This window comes from Shouchella patagoniensis (assembly GCF_002019705.1).
Lineage (GTDB): Bacteria > Bacillota > Bacilli > Bacillales > Bacillaceae_D > Shouchella > Shouchella patagoniensis.
On the sequence record NZ_KV917377.1, the window covers coordinates 4,613,908 to 4,634,227 of the forward strand.

At 38.4% G+C, this 20,320-nt stretch carries 28 protein-coding genes; 16 read left to right on the plus strand and 12 right to left on the minus strand.

What is annotated here, in order from left to right:
• Positions 1-44: 44 nt before the first annotated feature.
• Positions 45-260: a hypothetical protein gene (locus BK584_RS23840; RefSeq protein WP_078395233.1), complete on the minus strand. Its 216-nt coding sequence runs from the start codon at positions 258-260 to the stop codon at positions 45-47.
• A 640-nt stretch (positions 261-900) separates the two neighbouring features.
• Complete coding sequence (locus BK584_RS23850; protein ID WP_139365759.1) at positions 901-1,806, minus strand: aminoglycoside phosphotransferase family protein; 906 nt, start codon at positions 1,804-1,806, stop codon at positions 901-903.
• Between the two features lie 147 nt (positions 1,807-1,953).
• Here BK584_RS23850 and tlp point away from each other — a divergent pair, with 147 nt between their 5' ends.
• On the plus strand, positions 1,954-2,181 hold the full coding sequence (gene tlp, locus BK584_RS23855; RefSeq protein WP_078395241.1) for a small acid-soluble spore protein Tlp: 228 nt from the start codon (positions 1,954-1,956) through the stop codon (positions 2,179-2,181).
• A gap of 267 nt (positions 2,182-2,448) precedes the next feature.
• Here tlp and BK584_RS24890 read toward each other — a convergent pair whose 3' ends face one another.
• Positions 2,449-2,622, minus strand: a complete 174-nt coding sequence (locus tag BK584_RS24890; protein WP_169871506.1) for a hypothetical protein — start codon at positions 2,620-2,622, stop codon at positions 2,449-2,451.
• Positions 2,623-2,811: 189 nt separating this feature from the next.
• On the opposite strand from BK584_RS24890, the gene BK584_RS23860 reads away from it, so the two are divergent.
• The 3 genes from BK584_RS23860 to BK584_RS23870 all read left to right on the plus strand — a co-directional run bounded on the left by BK584_RS23860 (position 2,812) and on the right by BK584_RS23870 (position 4,573).
• Positions 2,812-3,042: a hypothetical protein gene (locus BK584_RS23860; protein ID WP_078395244.1), complete on the plus strand. Its 231-nt coding sequence runs from the start codon at positions 2,812-2,814 to the stop codon at positions 3,040-3,042.
• Between the two features lie 97 nt (positions 3,043-3,139).
• Positions 3,140-4,180 (plus strand): S66 family peptidase, encoded by a 1,041-nt coding sequence (locus BK584_RS23865; protein WP_078395247.1) that lies wholly within the window; start codon positions 3,140-3,142, stop codon positions 4,178-4,180.
• 96 nt (positions 4,181-4,276) lie between these two features.
• Positions 4,277-4,573, plus strand: coding sequence for a hypothetical protein (locus BK584_RS23870; RefSeq protein WP_078395250.1), 297 nt, complete (start codon positions 4,277-4,279; stop codon positions 4,571-4,573).
• A gap of 41 nt (positions 4,574-4,614) precedes the next feature.
• Here BK584_RS23870 and BK584_RS23875 read toward each other — a convergent pair whose 3' ends face one another.
• On the minus strand, positions 4,615-5,520 hold the full coding sequence (locus BK584_RS23875) for a TIGR01777 family oxidoreductase (protein WP_078395252.1): 906 nt from the start codon (positions 5,518-5,520) through the stop codon (positions 4,615-4,617).
• 106 nt (positions 5,521-5,626) lie between these two features.
• Between BK584_RS23875 and recX the strand changes: the two genes are divergently transcribed.
• Entirely contained in the window at positions 5,627-6,454 is an 828-nt protein-coding gene (gene recX, locus BK584_RS23880; RefSeq protein WP_078395254.1) for a recombination regulator RecX, read from the plus strand.
• Positions 6,454-6,774, plus strand: coding sequence for a YfhH family protein (locus tag BK584_RS23885; protein WP_078395256.1), 321 nt, complete (start codon positions 6,454-6,456; stop codon positions 6,772-6,774). The genes recX and BK584_RS23885 overlap by 1 nt, the downstream gene beginning before the upstream one ends.
• Positions 6,775-6,812: 38 nt before the next feature.
• Here the strand turns inward: BK584_RS23885 and BK584_RS23890 are convergent, their stop codons facing one another.
• The 3 genes from BK584_RS23890 to BK584_RS23900 all read right to left on the minus strand — a co-directional run bounded on the left by BK584_RS23890 (position 6,813) and on the right by BK584_RS23900 (position 8,203).
• The gene (locus BK584_RS23890; protein ID WP_078395259.1) at positions 6,813-6,968 is read right to left on the minus strand and encodes a YpzG family protein; all 156 of its coding nucleotides are present in this window, start codon (positions 6,966-6,968) and stop codon (positions 6,813-6,815) included.
• An 18-nt stretch (positions 6,969-6,986) separates the two neighbouring features.
• Complete coding sequence (gene sspK / locus BK584_RS23895; protein ID WP_078395261.1) at positions 6,987-7,142, minus strand: small acid-soluble spore protein K; 156 nt, start codon at positions 7,140-7,142, stop codon at positions 6,987-6,989.
• A gap of 80 nt (positions 7,143-7,222) precedes the next feature.
• Positions 7,223-8,203, minus strand: coding sequence for a metal-dependent hydrolase (locus BK584_RS23900; protein ID WP_078395263.1), 981 nt, complete (start codon positions 8,201-8,203; stop codon positions 7,223-7,225).
• 158 nt (positions 8,204-8,361) lie between these two features.
• Here BK584_RS23900 and mutY point away from each other — a divergent pair, with 158 nt between their 5' ends.
• Together mutY and BK584_RS23910 are read left to right on the plus strand one after the other, a co-directional pair.
• Entirely contained in the window at positions 8,362-9,444 is a 1,083-nt protein-coding gene (gene mutY / locus BK584_RS23905) for an A/G-specific adenine glycosylase (RefSeq protein WP_078395265.1), read from the plus strand.
• Entirely contained in the window at positions 9,441-10,184 is a 744-nt protein-coding gene (locus BK584_RS23910) for an SDR family NAD(P)-dependent oxidoreductase (RefSeq protein ID WP_078395266.1), read from the plus strand. The genes mutY and BK584_RS23910 overlap by 4 nt, the downstream gene beginning before the upstream one ends.
• Positions 10,185-10,256: 72 nt before the next feature.
• On the opposite strand, the gene BK584_RS23915 is transcribed toward BK584_RS23910, so the two are convergent.
• Positions 10,257-10,613, minus strand: a complete 357-nt coding sequence (locus BK584_RS23915; RefSeq protein WP_078395268.1) for a hypothetical protein — start codon at positions 10,611-10,613, stop codon at positions 10,257-10,259.
• A gap of 13 nt (positions 10,614-10,626) precedes the next feature.
• Positions 10,627-10,848, minus strand: coding sequence for a mother cell protein YfhS (yfhS, locus tag BK584_RS23920; protein ID WP_078395270.1), 222 nt, complete (start codon positions 10,846-10,848; stop codon positions 10,627-10,629).
• Positions 10,849-10,953: 105 nt separating this feature from the next.
• Between yfhS and fabL the strand changes: the two genes are divergently transcribed.
• The 4 genes from fabL (at position 10,954) to BK584_RS23940 (ending at position 14,444) form a co-directional block, all read left to right on the plus strand.
• Positions 10,954-11,703 (plus strand): enoyl-[acyl-carrier-protein] reductase FabL, encoded by a 750-nt coding sequence (gene fabL / locus BK584_RS23925; RefSeq protein WP_078395273.1) that lies wholly within the window; start codon positions 10,954-10,956, stop codon positions 11,701-11,703.
• Positions 11,704-11,767: 64 nt separating this feature from the next.
• Complete coding sequence (locus BK584_RS23930; RefSeq protein ID WP_078395281.1) at positions 11,768-11,920, plus strand: gamma-type small acid-soluble spore protein; 153 nt, start codon at positions 11,768-11,770, stop codon at positions 11,918-11,920.
• A 204-nt stretch (positions 11,921-12,124) separates the two neighbouring features.
• Complete coding sequence (gene ntdP / locus BK584_RS23935; protein WP_078395283.1) at positions 12,125-12,652, plus strand: nucleoside tri-diphosphate phosphatase; 528 nt, start codon at positions 12,125-12,127, stop codon at positions 12,650-12,652.
• Positions 12,653-12,704: 52 nt separating this feature from the next.
• Positions 12,705-14,444 carry an ABC transporter ATP-binding protein gene (locus BK584_RS23940; RefSeq protein ID WP_078395845.1) on the plus strand — a complete coding sequence of 580 codons (1,740 nt, stop codon included), beginning with the start codon at positions 12,705-12,707 and terminating at the stop codon, positions 14,442-14,444.
• A 36-nt stretch (positions 14,445-14,480) separates the two neighbouring features.
• On the opposite strand, the gene BK584_RS23945 is transcribed toward BK584_RS23940, so the two are convergent.
• Entirely contained in the window at positions 14,481-15,542 is a 1,062-nt protein-coding gene (locus tag BK584_RS23945) for an aromatic acid exporter family protein (protein WP_078395285.1), read from the minus strand.
• A 92-nt stretch (positions 15,543-15,634) separates the two neighbouring features.
• A complete protein-coding gene (locus BK584_RS23950) occupies positions 15,635-16,939 on the minus strand; it encodes a glutamate-1-semialdehyde 2,1-aminomutase (RefSeq protein WP_078395287.1) in 1,305 nt (434 codons plus the stop codon).
• A gap of 166 nt (positions 16,940-17,105) precedes the next feature.
• On the opposite strand from BK584_RS23950, the gene bcp reads away from it, so the two are divergent.
• The 4 genes from bcp to perR all read left to right on the plus strand — a co-directional run bounded on the left by bcp (position 17,106) and on the right by perR (position 19,456).
• Complete coding sequence (bcp, locus tag BK584_RS23955; RefSeq protein ID WP_078395289.1) at positions 17,106-17,576, plus strand: thioredoxin-dependent thiol peroxidase; 471 nt, start codon at positions 17,106-17,108, stop codon at positions 17,574-17,576.
• Entirely contained in the window at positions 17,569-18,531 is a 963-nt protein-coding gene (locus BK584_RS23960; RefSeq protein ID WP_078395291.1) for a D-2-hydroxyacid dehydrogenase, read from the plus strand. Before bcp ends, BK584_RS23960 begins: the two co-directional genes overlap by 8 nt.
• Positions 18,532-18,548: 17 nt before the next feature.
• The gene (locus tag BK584_RS23965; RefSeq protein ID WP_078395293.1) at positions 18,549-18,845 is read left to right on the plus strand and encodes a cyclic-di-AMP receptor; all 297 of its coding nucleotides are present in this window, start codon (positions 18,549-18,551) and stop codon (positions 18,843-18,845) included.
• A gap of 179 nt (positions 18,846-19,024) precedes the next feature.
• On the plus strand, positions 19,025-19,456 hold the full coding sequence (perR, locus tag BK584_RS23970; protein WP_078395295.1) for a peroxide-responsive transcriptional repressor PerR: 432 nt from the start codon (positions 19,025-19,027) through the stop codon (positions 19,454-19,456).
• 93 nt (positions 19,457-19,549) lie between these two features.
• Here the strand turns inward: perR and BK584_RS23975 are convergent, their stop codons facing one another.
• Positions 19,550-19,924: a YgzB family protein gene (locus BK584_RS23975; protein ID WP_078395297.1), complete on the minus strand. Its 375-nt coding sequence runs from the start codon at positions 19,922-19,924 to the stop codon at positions 19,550-19,552.
• Positions 19,925-20,320 lie beyond the last annotated feature (396 nt).

Consider the following 20,320-nt stretch of genomic DNA (forward strand, 5'->3'; position numbering starts at 1 on the left):
AGGAGAGAGGGAATGTCTGTAACTCTCTCCCCGTCTTGTACGGGTCAACATCCTTTTTTTCTAGATGAGGTGCTCCCTTTAGAAATGAACCAAATAAAAGCAAATAACATGTAACCACTTAAAGCTGCACCTGATAGAGCCTCCCAAAAAACAATACTGATTAGATTTTCCGTTAATAAGTTGATCATTTGAATAGCAGATACGAATAATGCGCCTAACAGAGAGAATGTCCAAACGTTCTTTTTGAAAAACTTGAGCATGATTCATCTACCTCCAAATATCAAATTATATCAAAATTTTCAGTTTTTAATGATCTTGGCTAGTGTGCTTAACGAGGTATCTACTTGTAAAAACCTCTCGTTATTTCATATTCGAAGAAGCACAGTAAAGGGGATCACCTCAAATAATAGTATAGTTACTTGGCTTTATCTACTTTCCTAACAATTATTGGAACAACAAAGGCCCAAGCAGTAAAACCACCTATGGAAGTACCTACTAGAGAAGGCCAGTACTCATTTACGATGTAGCAGGAGATTAAAAAAGATACGACTACTAATAAGTAGAAGTATCTCTTGTATCCTCTGTACCGAATATTTTCCATAAAAAGAAAGTGAATATCGATAAGATTATAATTCCCGTAATTCCTGCTGTATTTATATTAGTGATTAACAACAGTGCTCCAGCTACTACGAAAGCCGCAATAAGAGCTTGGATTGTTTTGGAAGACATAAGGACACCTCAATTCAAGATTGTAGGTGTTGAATACCCGGTTATAAAGGTCCTAAAACATAAGGCGGATAACATAAAACCTATTCTAACAAATGCTTGACTTTAAGGCTTAATGCAGAGAGAAATACCTAAAATCAATAACACTAAGTACAATCTTTCACCTCAAACACCCTATAAATACCATTTAGGTTTTAATCGATCGAAGTAATCATGATCTTCTAAATAAACATAAACTTTATTTAACATCTCATTTATCATATTTGGTTTCGTTTTTAAAGTCCATATAACAGTAGAGAAAACGCACATTGCTAAGTAAAGTGAATACAACCTCCAAAAATCTTCTTCAGGGTCTTTATTATTAAAATAACCTTTAATTTGTCCGATTGAAAAAGGAATGCTTACTTCTCGGCTAAATATTCCTACCTTTAGAAATTCATGAATAGGATCTCCCCAATCATACCTGTCAAAGTCTATAATTCCTGCGAATTTCTTATTATTCACAATGATGTTTCCAAGGTGAAAATCATCATGTTGGAAGATGTTCGGACGTTGTTTCATGAGTGGGGTATTCTCCTCAATAAAATCAATGATTTTTTGATCCTTTATAACGTTTACCTCACATGCTGCGTAAGCATCTAAATATTTCTTGTGTTTTTCGATTTTCCTTGAATACCACGAAGACATTTGATGGGGAGCGGATAATGCATGCATTTTTTTTAATTCTCTCCCCGCCTCAAGACCAATATTAAATTGGTCTTGGACAGTGTAGTTTGAGATTTCATCCTCAGCATCTTTACCCTCTATGTATGATGTAATCATATATCCTCGATTTCCTGCTTCGCCAATTGCTAACGGTTTGGAACAAGTAACGTGGTAATTTTGCATTCTCTTTAGAATCGAGTATATTGTCTTCTTTGATCGTAACTCTTCTATATTAAACATCCGAAGTAGTAGCTTTTTGTTCCCGTCTGGCATATGTATTAGATACTTATCATCTGAGGAAAAACCCTTCTTAATTGCAATAACTTCTTTGCAATTACTTAAAAAAGGAATTTGTTTTATTAGTGTGTTACTCACAACCTCACCCCTCTTATATAATTTTAAAAAATGAATATTTCCCTTTTAGTTGGCTAAGAAAGGGAATACGTTATTCGCTGGAATGAGAGGTGCATACAATTTTTCAACTTACACATACTAACCCTGAAACTTAAAGGAGGATGAATGATGCCAAATAAAGACGATCGATCAAACAACCCAGAGAGAATAGAAGAAATTATTGAGAACACCCAAGAAAAAATGAACGAAGCTAAAAGCCTTGAGGAAGCTCACGGTAACGAAATGTCCGAGAAAGAGAAGCAGCAAATTGAGCAAAAGAATCATCGTAGAGAAGAAAGTTTAGAAGCTTTACAAGAAGAAATGAAAGATGAATTAGATGATCAAAACCTACGTTAAAAAAACCTAGTTCTGTGCCCTCATATTTTAATGAGGGCTTTTTTTATAACACTTTGTCCAATTCATCCTCCTACTCAGTTGTTTCGCTAGTTCCTTAAATAAATGTTTGTTAAAACCATCCATAGCGAGATACAAAATAGACGGTTTGGAGGAGATAGATCGTGTCCGGAGCCTAACGTTAAAGCAATGACTAGGTAGGGCAATGTCTATGTACGGAAGCAGATAGACGTTTTTCTTATTACATGGTATAAGATAGGTTCAGGGCAACTATTTGGCTTGTTTGATTTTTGCTACAGACCATGGGTTGCTAGGATCAATTGTATTTAGTTTTTTCGCATAATGAATCGCGTTTTCAAATTCTAAAAATACTTTATCTGTAAGCGTGTGAATGTTTTTCAAGATTAAGGTTTGTCCGTTAACGAAGCGTTTTAGATGATACAAGGCGAGATCCCCTTTCAGTTCTGTTATAAAAAGTATAGCTAAGATGAACGAAAGCTGTACAGTCAAAAATCATGTACTTTCCTTATTTTTATTGAAATTTTGCTTAAAAGTGAAGGCTTAAGAATGGTACTTTAGAATAAGTGACAACCTAAAACGATGTGTGAGTAGACGGAAAGGGGTGAAGGACGAATGAGAAAACTTGAAGAAGTTATTCAAAATGCAGCAGCAGTTGGAGAACAACTTATGGGTGATGATGTAAACGGTTTTAAATTTGTTGGTAATGAACAATCTTATTGGAATAAAATGCTTGAGGATGCGATACAAAGCGAAAGAATGAATCCACTTGATACAAATTGGCTGAGTGAAAACAACCTTCCTTATTTAGATTTTGATTATGACCTATGGTATGCACATGAATAACTATTATAATGGGGATGAAACATTCCCTTTTTTTAGAGCCTTTGAAAAAGGGATTACATAAAAACAAAACGAATGAAGGCAATAGGAGGGGACGCATATGCTAAATTTAACAAAACCACAAAGATTAAAACAGGGCGATTTAGTGGCGACCGTTAGCTTAAGTTGGGGTGGAGCTGGAGACCCATCTCTATTATGGCGCTACGAACAAGGAAAAAAACGACTTCAAGACGTATTTGGACTTGAAGTAATTGAAATGCCTTATACACTTGCCGATCCTAGTTATGTTTACAAACATCCAGAGAAACGAGCAGAAGATTTAATGGCTGCATTTAAAGATCCATCAATAAAGGCTATTATCTGTTGCATAGGTGGAAATGATAGTATACGCATGCTGCCTTACGTTGATTTTGATGTGATTAAAGCAAATCCAAAAATATTTACCGGATATTCGGATAATACAGTTGGGCACTTGATGTGTTTAAAAGCGGGTTTATCAAGCTTTTATGGAGTATCGGTATTAAATGATTTTGCAGAGAATGTCGCGATGTCGGATTATACAAAAAATTGGGTCGAGCGGACTTTCTTTCAGGACGGGCCAATCGGGACTATTGCTGTGTCTGACACATGGACTGGTGAAAGGCTTGAGTGGGATCGTAAAAACCAAGATATCGGTCGGACATTTAAGGTTAATCATGATTATGAGTTAATTCAAGGCAATAAAACGGTACAAGGGCGTTTAATTGGGGGCTGTTTTGATGTGTTGCAGTTTATAAAAGGAACGTCTTTGTTCCCAGAGTTAGATCAATTTAACGAAACCATATTATTTCTAGAAACATCTGAAGTTCACTGTCCTCCATGGTTGTTAGAAGATGGGTTACGTAACTATGGCATGATGGGTATCCTTAATCGAATTAATGGCATTTTATTTGCTAAGCCGCAAGGAGAATTTTATTATGAGGAATACAAAAGTACGATTAAAAAAGTTTTAGCTGAATTTGAATTAGATACGTTGCCTGTTCTTTACAATGCAAGTTTTGGACATAATGAACCTAAATGTTTATTACCTTATGGCGTGTTAGCTGAAATAGACACACATAAAAGGTCATTTACCATTTTGGAAGCAGGAGTCGTTTCATAAAAATCTTTGTTTAACTGGGCGTAAGAGTTGACCTTTCGAGCTGGTTTTCCATACGATAAAGAAAAGGTGGCGTGGACCAAAAAGGGGGAAAAGCGTTTGAATCTTTATAAAACCCACATCATCCATCCTCATACACATGTGCCGCTTATCGTTTACTTTAACCAGACGGAAGGGTTTGTCAGTTTTGAACGTGATGAACGGGTATTAAAAGCAATATACAATGTAAAAAGAGACTTAGCCTTGAATGAACAATTTCAAGAAAGTTTACGAAGAGCGACTCTTTTATGTCAAACCCAGTATCCGCTTGATACATTAAAACAAGCAGAGCAATTTTTGCTTAAAATAGGTATTGATGAAAAAAACATTCATTTTGAACAAGTGTATGTTCATTAAAAAGCTTAGGGCCGAAAGCGGACCTAAGCTTTTTATCTATGTTATTTCTGCAATAAGTTAGTTAATGCTGGTTCTGGGTCTTCATATTGGAAGGGGAAGTTTTTTTGCACGGCTTTTCGCGGATAAACATAAGCTCCTTCTAATACAAGGGCACTCATTTCACCTAGTGCTGTTTTAATAGCGAATGAGGGGGCTGGGATCCAATGGGGTCTATTCATCACTTTGGCAATCGTTCGGTTTAATTGTTGCATTCGAACTGGATGAGGTGCGGTTAAATTAAAAGGCCCCTCGATCGATTTTTCAGTAATTGCAAATGTGAACATATCAATCAGGTCATCGATGTGAATCCAAGACATCCATTGTCTGCCTGTCCCAACAGTCCCACCAACAAAAAATTTATATGGAAGCAGCATTTTCGGTAAAGCTCCGCCCCCTTTATCGAGGACAATCCCTATTCTTCCATAAACAGTTCGAATGCCTAGATTTGTTGCTTGGGAAGCTGCTTTCTCCCATTTTTTCGTAACTTCTGATAAAAAGTTAGGATTCATCGATTCATCGTATTCATTAAAAATAGCTGTTTCAGAGTGCCCGTAATAGCCTATTGCAGAAGCATTAATGAATGCCTCAGGTTTTTGATCCAATTCTTTAATGATCGTTATCAATTCAGTTGTCGCTTCAAGACGGCTTGAGAGAATTCGTTCTTTTTTTAACTTCGTCCACCGTCCCATAATTGACTCTCCGGCCAAATTTACAATGATATCGGTTCCTTGAAGCATAGAGACTGGAGAGCTTGTCGGCGTAAGCCACTCGACAAATTGAAACCGTTCTTTGTTTTGCTTATTTTTTATGTTTCGCGTTAAAATAAGAATGTCATGGCCATCTTGATGAAGTTTATCAGCTAATTTTCCACCGATAAGACCTGTCCCGCCTGTTATAGCTATTTTCATATATATTCTCCTTTTGAAAACATTTATATCGTTATACCCGTTCATCATTCAACGTACACTTATTTGTTCCTTATGATGGATTTCTTTAAAGAAAGGAGTGAGCCACATGGCAATCATATCGAAAATAACCGTGCAAAAAAAAGCGAAGCAACGTTATAATTTATTTGTACAAGAACAAGGCAATGATCGCTATGCTTTTAGTGTTGATGAAGATATTTTAATTAAATATGGACTTAGAAAAGGACAGGATTTAAATGAGGAAGAGATGCGAGAATTAGTAGATGCTGATGAAGCTAAGAAAACACAGCATTTAGCCGTCCATTATCTCTCCTACCGTATGCGTTCCGAAAAAGAAATGTATGAGTACTTAATTAAAAAGGAGCGACAACCTGAACATATAACGAAAGCAATTGATTTTTTAAAACAAGAACGACTTATTGATGATACCGCTTTTGCAGGCGCATTTGTTCGCACAAAAACGCGTTCAACTTTAATTGGGCCAAACAAAGTTAAACAGCAACTTATACAAAAAGGTGTTCAAGAATCGGTAATTGATGCAGCGCTTCATTCATATGATATTGATTGGCAGATTGAAGTGCTTTCTGCTTGGTTAAAAAAACAAGCGATTAAAGGAACAAAACAACGTGAATCAACACAACAGCTTATTCAAAAACGGACGAGCCAACTGGTTGGTAAAGGATTTGCTTATGAAGCCATTCAGGCAGCTTTATCAGGCAATACTGATAAAGATAACAATGATGATGAGTGGCAGGCACTGATTTATCAAGCAGAGAAATTAGTGCGTACGTATACAAGGAAATATACGGGGTATGAATTAAAACAGAAACTTAAACAAGCACTTTACCGTAAGGGCTTCGCCTTTAGTGAAATTAGTCGTTACATTGATGAAGAACTGCAGGGGGATGAGAATTAATGGAAAAACGATTTAGCGAAATGGATGAATATGAATTAAAACTTGAGATTTCAATGCTAAATGAAAAAGCTAAGAAAGCCGAACAACTCGGACAAGGGAATGAATATGCAGTTTATGAAAGGCGTAAGACGTTAGCACAATCTTATTTAATTGATCCAAGTACAATTGAGCCTGGAGCAGCTTATCGGATGACGGATGGGATTACATTATTTGAAGTTTCTTATATGAATGGCAGGTTTGCATGGGGCTATCGAACTGGAGAACGAGAATTAACGGGCGTACCAATTGCACTTCTGGCAGATAAAGTTACTCAAGTTTAATAAAAAAGGATCTTCCAAGGGAAGATCCTTTTTTGCACCTATGTGCGTTTGCGCATCTGTGCTTCAAGCACGATATTGTGCTGGCTTTGTTGGGTTTCACCATTCACTTGGTGGAATGCGTGCTTTGAATTAGCACGCGGTGACATGAACGGATCACGATACAAACTGTTTAAACGCGAGTGTTCCTTACCCATGAGGCATTCCTCCCAAAATTAAAAAGTTTTAAAGTGGTTGGACGAACTCATTCGTTCTTGTGGGCGATCCGCAATGCTTCTATCTGCACGTTTTGAAGCGTGCTCGTCAGCATTGTTGGCTTTGTTGCCATTAAACGAAATAGGATTTGGAAAATCTTTAGCTTTATTTCGCATTCGTGAAACCCCCTTCACCATATCGGCTTACTTCTAGTATGGCAAATGAAGAGTCCATTATAGCAGGTAAAGAAAACCAACTACGTGATCACTTTTAATTTTTTTCGCAACGTTTCTTCGCTATAAACCCAACCTGTGTATGAGGTTACAATGTTTAACTCCTGGTCCATCTTAACTATTGCAACAAATGGATAGTAGCCGTTGCTACGGTAACGTAAATCAACAAAACGGACTTCATAACCATCCGTATCCGTTGCTTCCATTTCCCAACGGTACGTTGGAGAAAAAGACAAAAACGCTGATAGGTTTTTATCAGATTTTGCTGCTTGCATAACCGGGTCGTTTGGAATTGGATCAAACGTATAACTTTCAAAAAAGGTAATGACTTTGTCTTTCGATTGTGCTACATGAAGCATTTCAGGTGTCCGAATAACAAGATGCCATTTGTTCCAACGAAGCGTCGGTGATACAAAAATATGAGATGCTGTAGGGTAATACGAACGTGCATGTTTGACTACTTGTTTTTTTTGTCCAATTCTCCATATATAATACAGGATTAATCCGACGTAAATGACGATGTAAGTCGGTCCAGGTGGAACTCCGGCTAGCCAGAGAAGAATCCCTGCTGCATGAGATCCGAATATAATTGGGTCAAAGATATTAATGACACCAAGCGCAATCCAACGATTAGACGCTGGTCGAAGCGCTTGTGTTCCGTAAGCATTAAATATGTCTACAAACACGTGGAGAAAAACGGATATAGCTGCCCATAATAATAGTGTTGGCCAGTATGCATTTTGAAAAAACAACAACATACCCCCAGAGACCACGAAAGGCCAGAGCATCATAGCAGGGAGTGAATGCGTGATTCCTCTGTGATGACGAATGTATACAGCGTTGTTTCTCAATTTTAAGACCGTATCAAAATCGGGAGCATTGGAAGCAACTAACGTCGTTGCGAGTACAGCACTTTGCATATACGGTGAACTCGCAACGTGAGGATCAAGCGTCGCAAGCCCAGCAAGGCCAACACCCATAACGATATGAGTGGATGTATCCATGAACGAACATCCTCCTTTTGCAATAACTCTCATTGACTCATTTTTTTAGCTGTAACTAAAAGTAAGATATGCTATAGTTATACCCGTCACAAAACAAACTAAGCATTCCTACATGATGAACGTCTATGTAGGGCAAGTCAAGGTTAGCGGGTGAGCATATGTTAGAAGTCAATGAAGTTGTATTTGCTTCTTTTCAAAAAAATTTAGTGAGTTGGTATGAAACACATAAAAGAGAGTTACCATGGCGTAAATCGCAGGAGCCTTACAGGGTCTGGGTATCCGAGATTATGTTGCAACAAACTCGTGTGGATACAGTCATTCCATACTATGAACGATTTATGCGTGTGTTCCCAGAAATGGAGGATCTTGCTTATGCAAAAGAGGAAGATCTTCTTAAAGTGTGGGAGGGCCTTGGTTACTATTCGCGTGTAAGAAATTTACAAACAGCGGTCAAAGAAGTCGTTGAAAACTACGGCGGCGTGGTCCCAGATAATCGCAAAGAAATAGAAGGATTAAAAGGGGTCGGACCTTATACAGCGGGGGCAATCTTAAGTATCGCCTACAATAAAGCAGAACCAGCTGTAGATGGTAATGTGATGAGAGTGCTCTCGCGCGTTTTCTGTATGGAAAATGATATCGCTAAACCACAAACGAGAAAGAAGCACGAAGTCATCCTTTATGATCTTATTGATAAATACAATCCTTCTAGTTTTAATCAAGGACTAATGGAGCTTGGTGCACTCGTCTGTACGCCTACGTCTCCTGGTTGTTTATTATGCCCTGTGAGAGAACAATGTATGGCTTATGATCAAGGTAAACAACATGAATTACCGGTTAAGTCGAAAAAAAAGAAAGCTAGATCAGTGAAAATTGATGCATTCTTATTGACGGATAACAAAGGGCGCGTACTTATTGAAAAACGTCCCGAGAAAGGGTTACTTGCGGGACTTTGGCAACTACCGATGCTTGAAAAAACGTCTGATTCATTCGGGATGCAAGATGACTGGTTTAAGTCGAATTTAGAGAATATGAAGCCGGTAAAGACAACATTCCAAGTAAAACATGTTTTTAGTCATTTGATTTGGGAAATAGACCTTTACACTGGACAAGTAGTGTTAGATCAATTAGATCAAGTTCCAAATACGTGTAAGTTTGTGACAAAAAAGCAGTTAGAGGAATATGCTTTTCCTGTATCGCAGCAAAAACTGCTTACATATAGTTTAGAGGAGGACTTGCTATGAATTTGGATTTGCAAGGGAAGTCAGTATTGATAACGGGCGGGACAAAAGGGATCGGCAAAGAAATTGCCCGTGCTTTTTTGCGTGAAGAGGCAAAAGTTATCGTTTGTGCGAGGTCAATACCTTCTAATTGGGAAGAAGATATTCCTGTTATTACAGGTGACGTAACGAATTGTGAAGAGAGAAAACGAATTTATGCTGAAGCAACCGCAGAAGTTGGACCAATTGATGTATTAATTAATAATGCTGGCGGAAGTAACGGTGGATTCATTGACGAAACAGAGATGGAAGAGTTTTATTATGCGTTTGAATTAAATTATTTCTCGGCTGTCCATTTTGCGAAACTTGTATTGCCGGCAATGAAAGCTGAGAAGGCAGGGTCAATCATTAATATTTCATCCATCTATGGACGTGAATCAGGTGGGAAGGCTACTTATAACAACGCTAAAGCAGCAATGATTAGTTTCACGAAAGCACTTGCAGATGAAGTGGCTCAAGATGGGATTCGTGTAAATAGTGTGGCGCCAGGAGCTGTTTTGCATCCGACTGGAAATTGGCAAAAACGTTTGGAGAAAGACCCAGAAGGGATAGAAGCTTTTGTTACAAGGGAAATTCCTGCTGGGCGTTTTGGTTCTCCGGAAGAGATAGCGGATGTAGTTGTCTTTCTTGCTTCATCAAAAGCAAATTGGGTAACTGGTGCCTCGTTACAAGTAGATGGGGGCCAATCAAAAGCAAACTTCTAGCAAGAGTTTATTTATCTTCTGTACCGAATTAGGTAAAATTATTAAAAAAAGGTTGCCATTGGCAACCTTTTTTTATAAGCCTGGTTCGTTGTCGTCCTCGTTTTGTAAGTGAATTTCTTTAATAATTGCTTTTGTTTCCGGTGTACCAAGTTGATAAATTTTATCAAAAATATCATTCATTCCTGTTTGGTATTCATCTTTATCAGCATCAGCGGAAAGGTCATCAAAATGTTTAAAAGAAAATAAGTTGCCAAGCTCTACGTCATGTGTATGAACTTTGTGAATAAAGGATTCTAACTCTTTTTTTTCTGTTTCAGTTGCAGAGATTTCATATTCAATTAATTGTCCGTCATCTACACGAACATTGCTAATGGTATCCATACTTATTGGATTAAGGTTAACGTAATATAGTTGCTTTTCCTCGCCCATCTTACAGTCTCCTTTAATCGTAATGGACTTCTGTTCCTTGCGTCCAAGTAGCTTTTTGGTGAAGTCCCCCGCGTTTTTTTATTTCTTCCATGATTTTTTCGTGCTTCACATTTCCCTGAAACGTTAAATATCCATTGAGTTGCTGCATCCCATGGTGAAAAAAAGCGAGTTCTTTGTCGCTCCAATCAGCAGGGTCGATGTTTTCTAACTCAGTTAAATCTCGGCCGACGTACATGCTCACATCTCCTTAAGAAGGTTTCTATTAGCTTGGCTGTTCTCAATAAGTCGTATGCGCTATAATGAAGAAATGGTCATTGCAAAAATAAGGGAGGATCTACATATGGAAAGAAAAACTGCATTGGTAACAGGGAGTAGCAGAGGAATCGGAAAAGAAATCGCCGTTAGGCTCGCGCAGCAAGGATTTAATATCGTCATTAATTTTGCGCGTAGCAGATCACAAGCAGAGGCTACAGCAGAGGAAATTAGAGCACTTGGTGTCGAAGTTCTTACAGTTAAAGCAAATGTAGGAAAGCCAGAAAAAATTAAAGAGATGTTTACACAAATTGATGAGACATTTGGCAGGTTGGATGTTTTTGTGAATAATGCGGCGTCAGGTGTTTTACGTCCATTAATGGAATTAGAAGAAAGCCATTGGAACTGGACAATGGATATTAATGCAAAAGCTCTTTTGTTTTGTGCGCAGGAAGCAGCAAAGCGGATGGAAAAGAATGGCGGAGGTAAAATCGTAAGCCTTAGTTCACTTGGTTCCATTCGGTACCTTGATAATTATACGACAGTTGGAGTTTCAAAAGCGGCAGTTGAGTCACTAACACGTTATTTAGCCGTTGAACTAGCTCCAAAAGGAATAGTGGTAAATGCTGTTTCTGGTGGCGCAGTGGACACGGATGCGTTAACACACTTTCCGAATAGGGATGAACTCTTACGCGATGCTGCTAATAGAACACCAGCAGGGCGAATGGTTGAGGCCGCAGATTTAGCAAAAGCGGCAATGTTTTTGTTATCTGATGAAGCAAGCATGATTCGTGGGCAAACGCTTATTGTTGATGGTGGTATTTCCCTTTTGGCTTAAGATAAAAAAAAGTGCATAGAAAAATCCTCTACGGGACAAGTTATATATCGTGGAGGTGATAACCATGAATAAGGAATCAAAAACAAACAAAAACCAAGTGAAGAAGCAAAACCAAGCTTCTGAACAAGGGTACAATGCTGAATTTGCTAGCGAAACTGATGTACAAGAAGTGAAGCAACAAAACGCAAAATCAGCTCAGAAAAAGAACCAACAATAATACGCTTAAACGCGAGCGCTTTGGCGCGAAAAGACACCCTTTGCCTACCGGCTAAAGGGTGTCTTTTTTTGTCAAAGCGCTGTTGTTTTTGTTATAGAGATGTGTTTACGTTTTAAATACGTGATGAACCTTGTATAATAGAACTGTACATTAAAAATGTTGGAAGAGTTTGTTTTGATTAAGGAACATGGAAAGGAGGCTGCTATGAGCTTTCCAAAGGAAGGCAGCACAATCCAGATACAAAGTTATAAGCATAATGGGACGCTTCACCGGATTTGGGAAGACACCACAATCTTAAAAGGAACATCCAAAATAGTAGTAGCCGGAAATGATCGGATTATTGTTCGTGAATCCGATGGCAGAAATTGGCGTACAAGAGAACCTGCGATTTGTTATTTTGATGCTGATCAGTGGTTTAATACAATTGGAATGATTCGTGCTGATGGGATATACTACTACTGCAATATTGGTACACCTTTTACGTGGGATGAAGAAGCTCTCAAGTATATTGATTATGACCTTGATATTAAAGTTTATCCGGATATGACGATGAAGCTGCTTGATGAAGATGAGTATGAATTGCATAGTAAAATTATGCATTATCCACCAGAGCTAGACGGCATTTTAAAGAAAAGCGTTGAAGAGCTCAAATCCTGGATTCATCAAAGGAAAGGCCCGTTCGCGCCTCAGTTTGTCGAGAACTGGTATGAACGATATTTGCAATATCGCTAAAAGTGAGCTTGTTTTCCACAAGCTTGCTTTTTGCTTAGAAGAAGGGGTTCTATTGAAGACAATTAGAAGGTATATGGTATTCGTAAAACCATATCGAAAAGAAATTATTGGAACGATTTTAATTGGAATGTTGAAATTTGGTATTCCACTGTTGTTCCCATTAGCCATGATGTATATTATTGATGATATTTTGCTTAATGATGCCATGGCAATGGACGAGCAGTATTCACAATTGTATTGGATAATTGGTGGCATGGCGTTGCTTTTCATCGTCTTACGTCCGCCGATTGAATATTACCGGCAATACTTTGCTCAATGGATAGGCAATAAAGTATTGTTTGATATTCGTGATCACTTATTTACACATATTCAAAAATTAAGTCTGCGTTTTTACTCCAATCGTAAAGTTGGAGAAATTATTTCTCGTGTAATTCATGATGTGGAACAAACTAAAAACTTTGTTATTACGGGTTTAATGAATGTATGGCTTGATTTTGCTACAATTATTATTGCAATCATTATTATGTTGAATTTGAATGTGTGGTTAACACTTGTAGCCATTTCCATGTTTCCTTTTTATGGTTTTTCGATTAAATATTTTTATCAACAATTGCGTAATTTAACCCGAGTCCGCTCTCAGGCGCTTGCTGATGTACAAGGTCACTTACATGAACGTGTTCAAGGGATGAATGTTATCCGTAGTTTTGCGAATGAGGATTATGAGCAAGAGCAGTTCGCGAGTAGAAACCGTACTTTTCTATCGAAGGCGCTGGATCATACGAAGTGGAATGCAAAAACATTTGCAGTTGTGAATACAGTTACGGATATTGCTCCTTTGTTAGTTTTGTTCGTTTCAGCTATTTTTGTCTTGCAAAACAATTTGGAAATAGGGGTTATGAGTGCTTTTGTTCTTTATATGGAGCGTCTTTACGGGCCATTACGTCGTCTAGTTAATTCATCGACTACCTTAACCCAATCAATTGCCTCGATGGATCGTGTGTTTGAATTTATCGATGAAAAGTATGATATTACCGATAAGGAAGGCGCGCAAGAGGTGAAACATGTTGATGGAAAGATGACTTTTGATTGCGTCTCATTCTCTTATGGAGCAAATCAACCAATATTAGAAGATATTCGGCTTGATATACCGGCTGGACAAACAGTTGCGTTAGTCGGGATGAGTGGTGGTGGTAAAAGCACACTCGTTAGTTTAATCCCCCGTTTCTATGATGTAACGGGTGGACGTATATTGCTTGATGGAAAAGATATACGAGATCTAAATGTAAGGAGTTTACGAGACAAGATTGGAATGGTGTTACAGGATAATATCCTCTTTAGTGATAGTGTGAAGATGAATATAAAAATTGGTAATCCTAACGCTACCGATGAAGAAGTAATTGAGGCAGCGCAAGCGGCCAATGCCCATGATTTTATTTTAAACCTTGAACATGGATATGATACTGAAGTGGGAGAGAGGGGAGTTAAGCTCTCTGGAGGTCAAAAACAACGAATCGCGATTGCACGTGTATTCTTGAAAAACCCACCTGTTCTTGTTTTTGATGAAGCAACTTCAGCACTTGATTTAGAAAGTGAACATTTCATTCAGGAAGCGTTGGAAAAGTTAGCTCACAATCGGACAACATTTATTGTTGCACATCGATTATCGACGATAACAAATGCCGACAATATTGTTGTGATTGAAGAAGGTCGTGTTAAAGAACAAGGGACTCATGAGGAATTAATGAAGAAAAAAGGCGCTTATTATAAATTATACAGTGTCCAAGAAGTATAAATAAAAGCGAGAACGCATTCGTGCGTTCTCGCTTTTTTATGCTAACTCTTCTTCGGGCGCATGTGTTTGATGGTTCTCAACAAGTGTATCTAAATGCTCGAGTTCTTGCTGATATTCAATAATAGCAGAAATTGCTGGAAGGAAGGCATGCCATTGTGATAAATCAAACTCTTCTTCCTCATAAAGCGTTACGAACAGGTTAGTCATTGATGACTGCCCTTCTTCAATCTCTGTCATATATTCGTCTGGTGCATGGGTGTTGACCTTGCCGTTATAACGCAGGATAATGCGGTGATGGTAATCAGTTAATGATGTTATTTGCTCCTCTATCCGTTTCTGAACTCGGTTAGGAAGAGTCAAATAATCTTCTGACCGACGATCAATCATTTCAAGAGCATTATATGCTTTCTCGCTCGTTACAATCATTTGCCTAAAAACAACCACTTTACGTCTTTGGCTAAATGTTTTGGCTCTGAAGTAGTTTCGCTCTTCTCGAAATAAAGTAAATAAGTCATTTGCTTTATCTAAGTTATCGCGTTGATTCCGTATATCTTCACGCAGAGCGATGGTATCGGCATCGTGCCGAGCTACTAAGTTGAGCCATTCAAGCAATGAGTCTGTAGATTGAGAGAGCTTGTCATATACTTTTTTCTCATAACGTGGTGGTATGAAGGCTAAATTCACTAAAAAAGCAGAGACGATTCCAATTAAGACAAGAAGAAAACGTTCTGAAGCGAATTGTAGAAAGTTGTCGGCTGGGCTCTCCATAATGATGATGATCGTAACAATCGCCGTGGGAATAATGGCTGATTCTAATTTAAGTTTAATAAAAATCGCAATCGATAACATAACTACAACACCCACTACAAAGGGCTCATGACCAAATGTCATGACAAAAAGAACGCCAATAACCGCACCGATTAAATTTGCTTGAACTTGATGACTAAACGTTCGAACCGTTCTGAAAAGCGAGGGTTGTATCGCGAACGATGCAGCAATTGCTGCAAAGGTAGGTGGATTGAATTCTAGCCAATTGGCTAGGTAAAGAGCAAGCACAATGGCAAGCCCTGTCTTTAATATCCTAGCTCCAAGTCTCATGTAACAATTGGTCCTTTCTAAGAGGAGGTCTATAATGAGCAAACTCTCAATTCATTCTTCTATTATATGGATGGGATGGGAAAAGCATTCCGTTAAATATAGAACTGGTCTGATACAATCTTAAACGATCGATGCGCTGCTTCGATTGTTTCATCTATATCTTTTTTCGTATGAGCGGTAGTTAAAAACCAAGCCTCATATTTTGACGGTGCTAAATGGATACCTTCTTCTAACATCGATTTAAAAAAGAGGCTAAATTGCTCACCATTTGTTCGTTTTGCTCCGTCATAATCTGAAATCCGTTCATCAGAGAAGAATACCGTCAACGCGCCTTTTAGTCGGTTAATTGTAATAGGGACATTCGCTTTTGCGGCGGCCAAATATAATCCTTCTTCCAATTGTGCACCGAGTTCATCTAGCTTTGCATAAACACTTTGTTCTTTTAAAATTTTTAAGCAAGCGATACCAGAAGTCATTGAAGCTGGGTTACCTGCCATTGTCCCCGCTTGATATGCAGGACCTAAAGGGGCAACAGTCTCCATAATGTCCATTCTTCCTCCGTACGCCCCAATTGGTAGTCCACCACCAATGATTTTTCCAAGCGCTGTCATATCTGGTTTAACGTTTAACAAATCTTGGGCGCCGCCATACATGAAGCGAAAAGCAGTAATGACTTCATCATAAATAACAAGGGCACCAGCATCGTGGGTTACTTTGTTTACGGCTTCTAAAAAACCTGGCTCTGGTTCGACGATTCCGAAGTTACCTACAATAGGCTCAACTAATACAGCTGCTGTTTCGTCACCCCAACGAGAAAGGGCTTGTTTAAGTGAATCTATATCATTAAAGGGAACAGTAATAACCTCGCTAGCAGTACTTGCCGTTACACCCGCTGAATCTGGAGTCCCTAATGTGGAAGGACCAGAACCTGCAGCAACGAGGACGAGATCGGAATGGCCATGGTAGCAGCCAGCGAATTTAATGATTTTTTCTTTACCAGTGTATGCTCGAGCGACCCGAATCGTTGTCATAACGGCCTCTGTACCAGAATTAACGAAGCGAACTTTTTCTAATGAAGGGATCGCTTCTGTTAATGCTTCAGCAAATTCATTCTCTAGTCGGGTAGGTGTCCCGTATAAAACACCTTTTGCGGCTTGGTCCTGTATCGCTTGTGTGATAACTGGGTGAGCATGGCCAGTGATGATAGGACCATACGCGGCCAAGTAGTCAATGTATCTATTTCCATCTACATCGAATAAATAAGCACCTTCACCTCTTTCCATAAAAACAGGCGTGCCGCCGCCAACTCCTTTGTAAGCACGAGAAGGGCTGTTGACCCCGCCAACTATTAAGTTCTTGGCTTCTCTATAGTGTAGTTCTGATGTTTTGCGATTCATAACAACCTCCGTTTAATATAAACGATCTTTTCCTATCCAATAATAGCATATGTGAATGATCAAGTCAGAAGAAAACAAGCTAAGTTTGCTCTTAACCTCTTCGCGTTGAAGATTTAGAGTAATTGGGATATTCTTAGGAAGAGATATTTATAAAGGGGCGAATAAGATGAATCTAGTAGGAAAGCAAGCACCTGATTTTACCTTGCCAGCAAATGGAGGAAAAGAAATCACTTTATCAAACTTTAGGGGATCATACATTGTGCTATATTTTTACCCGAAGGATATGACGCCAGGTTGCACAACAGAGGCTTGTGACTTTAGAGATCAAACAACGTTGTTTGAAAGAGAAGAAGCAATCGTACTTGGAGTAAGTCCAGATCCAGCAGATAAGCATGATAAGTTTGTAGAAAAACATCAATTATCTTTTCCTTTAATCGCCGATGAGGAATTAAAGGCGGCAAAAGCATATGATGTTTGGCAACTTAAAAAAAACTTTGGAAAAGAGTATATGGGAATTGTGCGTTCAACGTTTGTTATTGATAAAGAGTTTAATGTGATAAAAGAATGGCGAGGCGTTCGTGTAAAAGATCATGTTGAAGAAGTACTTGGATTTATAAAGGAACATAACAATGGATAAGTCTTTTAAAGTCGTGTTTGTTGTAAAGCAAACTGAAGAACGACAAGCAAGCTTGAAAGCAACGTATTCGAAAGTGGACTTTTCGTTCTTTTCTTCCGTTGCCTTGGCTGAACAAGAGCTTTCTACAGCACATGTGCTAGTTACATTTGGCGAAGATATTGATGAAGACGTTGTAAACAAAGCTGTTCAGTTAAAATGGATTCATGTTTTATCAGCAGGTGTTGAGAAAATGCCACTAGGGCTGTTAGAAAGGAAAAACGTAGTTGTAACAAATAGTAGGGGAATTCATGCGATACCAATGTCGGAACATGCTCTATGGGCTATGCTCGACTATGTTAAGAATGCAAGAATGTATAAGAGTGCGCAAAATCGTGGTGAATGGATTCGGAACGTCAAACCTAGGGAGCTGACTGAATCTGTGGTAGTGTTGCTTGGGACTGGCGCGATTGCAAGCAAAACTGCCGAACGAGCAAAAAGCCTAGGAATGTCCACGGTAGGAGTGAATACGGACGGACGTGCTGTTACTCACTTTGATAAGGTGTACCCTCTAAGCGAGTGGTCAAAAGCATTAAGACAAGCAGATTTTCTGATTAATATATTACCATATACGAAGAGAACAGATAGTCTTTTAAATAAAGAAGCTTTTTCTTTGTTGAAGGAAGGTGCGGTTTTTATTAACCTTGGTCGTGGAAAATCAGTTGTTGAAAAGGATTTACTTAATGAAGTAAAATTAAAGAGAATTAGTCATGCCTATTTGGATGTATTCTCATCAGAGCCTCTTCCATCTGATTCCCCTTTATGGACTGAGGAAGGAATAACGATCACTCCTCATATATCAGCGTCAACTTCTTACTATATGAAAAGGGCACTTCAAATTTTTGAAGAAAATCTAATTGTGTTTATTGATGAAAAGCAAAAGTTCAAGAATCTCGTTCAAATGAATAAGGGTTATTAAAGAGAGGGGGAGAAGCGATGAAGCTTCTAGTGTGCATTATTGAAGATTTCTATGCAGACCATGTTGAAAAAGATTTACGTGAGCAAGGATATCGGATGACGGAACTTTCTAGTTCAGGTGGCTTTTTACGGAAAGGAAGTACGACTTTTTTATTCGGAGTCCACGAAACAGATCTTGATAAGTTGCAGCAGGCGTTGAAAGATGCTTGTTTACATGTGGAGTCAAAAAAGCAACGAAAAGATAAAAAGACGTATCGTTACACCTCTTTTCTTATCCCAGCAGCAAATGCGACACCACTGTTAATAAATACGTAAGGAAGAAGAGGCCGCTAAGAGAATTAGCGGTCCATTCTTTTTATACAATCAATTTTATTGTTAAGTGATGGTAGAGGGTGAAATAGAACGAATTTCTGTCTTGTTCTTGCTAAATATAGGTTTACAACTTATAATTACTATAAAGAAAGAATCGTTTTTTGAAAGCGAGGCGCGATAAAATGGCTAATCATGGCTTATCAGAAGCAATTGATGCGCTGAAAAGCACTCGTGTGCGTATGACTCCACAACGTCACGCTATTTTAGAGTTTCTATATGAATCACACACACACCCTACGGCGGATGAGATTTATAAAGCTTTAGAAGGTCGTTTTCCAAACATGAGTGTGGCGACGGTTTACAATAACCTTCGTGTATTTAAGGAAGTTGGTATTGTAAAAGAATTATCTTATGGAGATGCTTCAAGCCGTTTTGATTGTGTCACAAGTAATCATTATCATGTGATTTGTAATGACTGCGGTAAGATTGTTGATTTCCATTATCCAGGATTAGATGAAGTTGAAACATTAGCTGAACATGTAACTGGATTCCAAGTAGATAATCATCGGATGGAGATTTACGGCACATGTCCTTCTTGTAAAACTGCGCATTAAGTTAGTAGATACCTTCATCTTTCTAAAGGTGAAGGTATCATTTTGTTTTAATATAGAAAAAAGCGGCCATTTAAATGGCCGCTTTTTTCTATATTAAGCTTCACTGTTTTTTTGTCGGTTGTTTGAGGGAGTGTTATAAGACTCGTCGAATTCTTTTCCTTCAAGCGTACGATCCACAGTTAGTGGTTGATCGCAATGCATACAGGCATCAACTCTACCAAGAACTTTTGTTGGTTTGTCGCACGAAGGGCAGACGACCGGGACAGCCTTTGTAGATAGCATACCAATAAAAAAGTAAACGACAGTGCTAGCAATAACGGCAAGCAAACCTAGTATCATACAAATAACCATCACGACAGGGTACTCTCTGAAGAAGATCCCTACATACATAATTAGAATGCCTATGAAAACGAGGCTAAGTGCAAAAGTACGTATTTTGTTTATTTTGTTAGAGTAACGTAAGCCCATCTGTTTTCCTCCAGTTTTTAAAAGAAGGTTTATTCTACTTATAAGAATGTGTATAGTATAACATAGAAATGAAAGGGATTTGATAGAGCTTTTTAGATTGAAAAAAAGTTTTTTAAAAAAGTTTTTAAAAACTGTTGACGGTTTTAATACTAGCGTGATATATTATTACATGTCGCCGGGACACACCGGCAAACACAAATGAAACAAACGAAACACACTAGAAAAAGAGATTGACGAAATGATCACCATCATGGTAAGATCATGAAGTCGCAAAAACGAGTTCTTTGAAAACTGAACAAAAGCCAAGCGTAATAAAGAGATACAAGGTATCTCGTCAATGAAAGTCGTTGAATTGGTATTCAACGCGCTAGCAACATTTTGAGCAAGTCAAACACT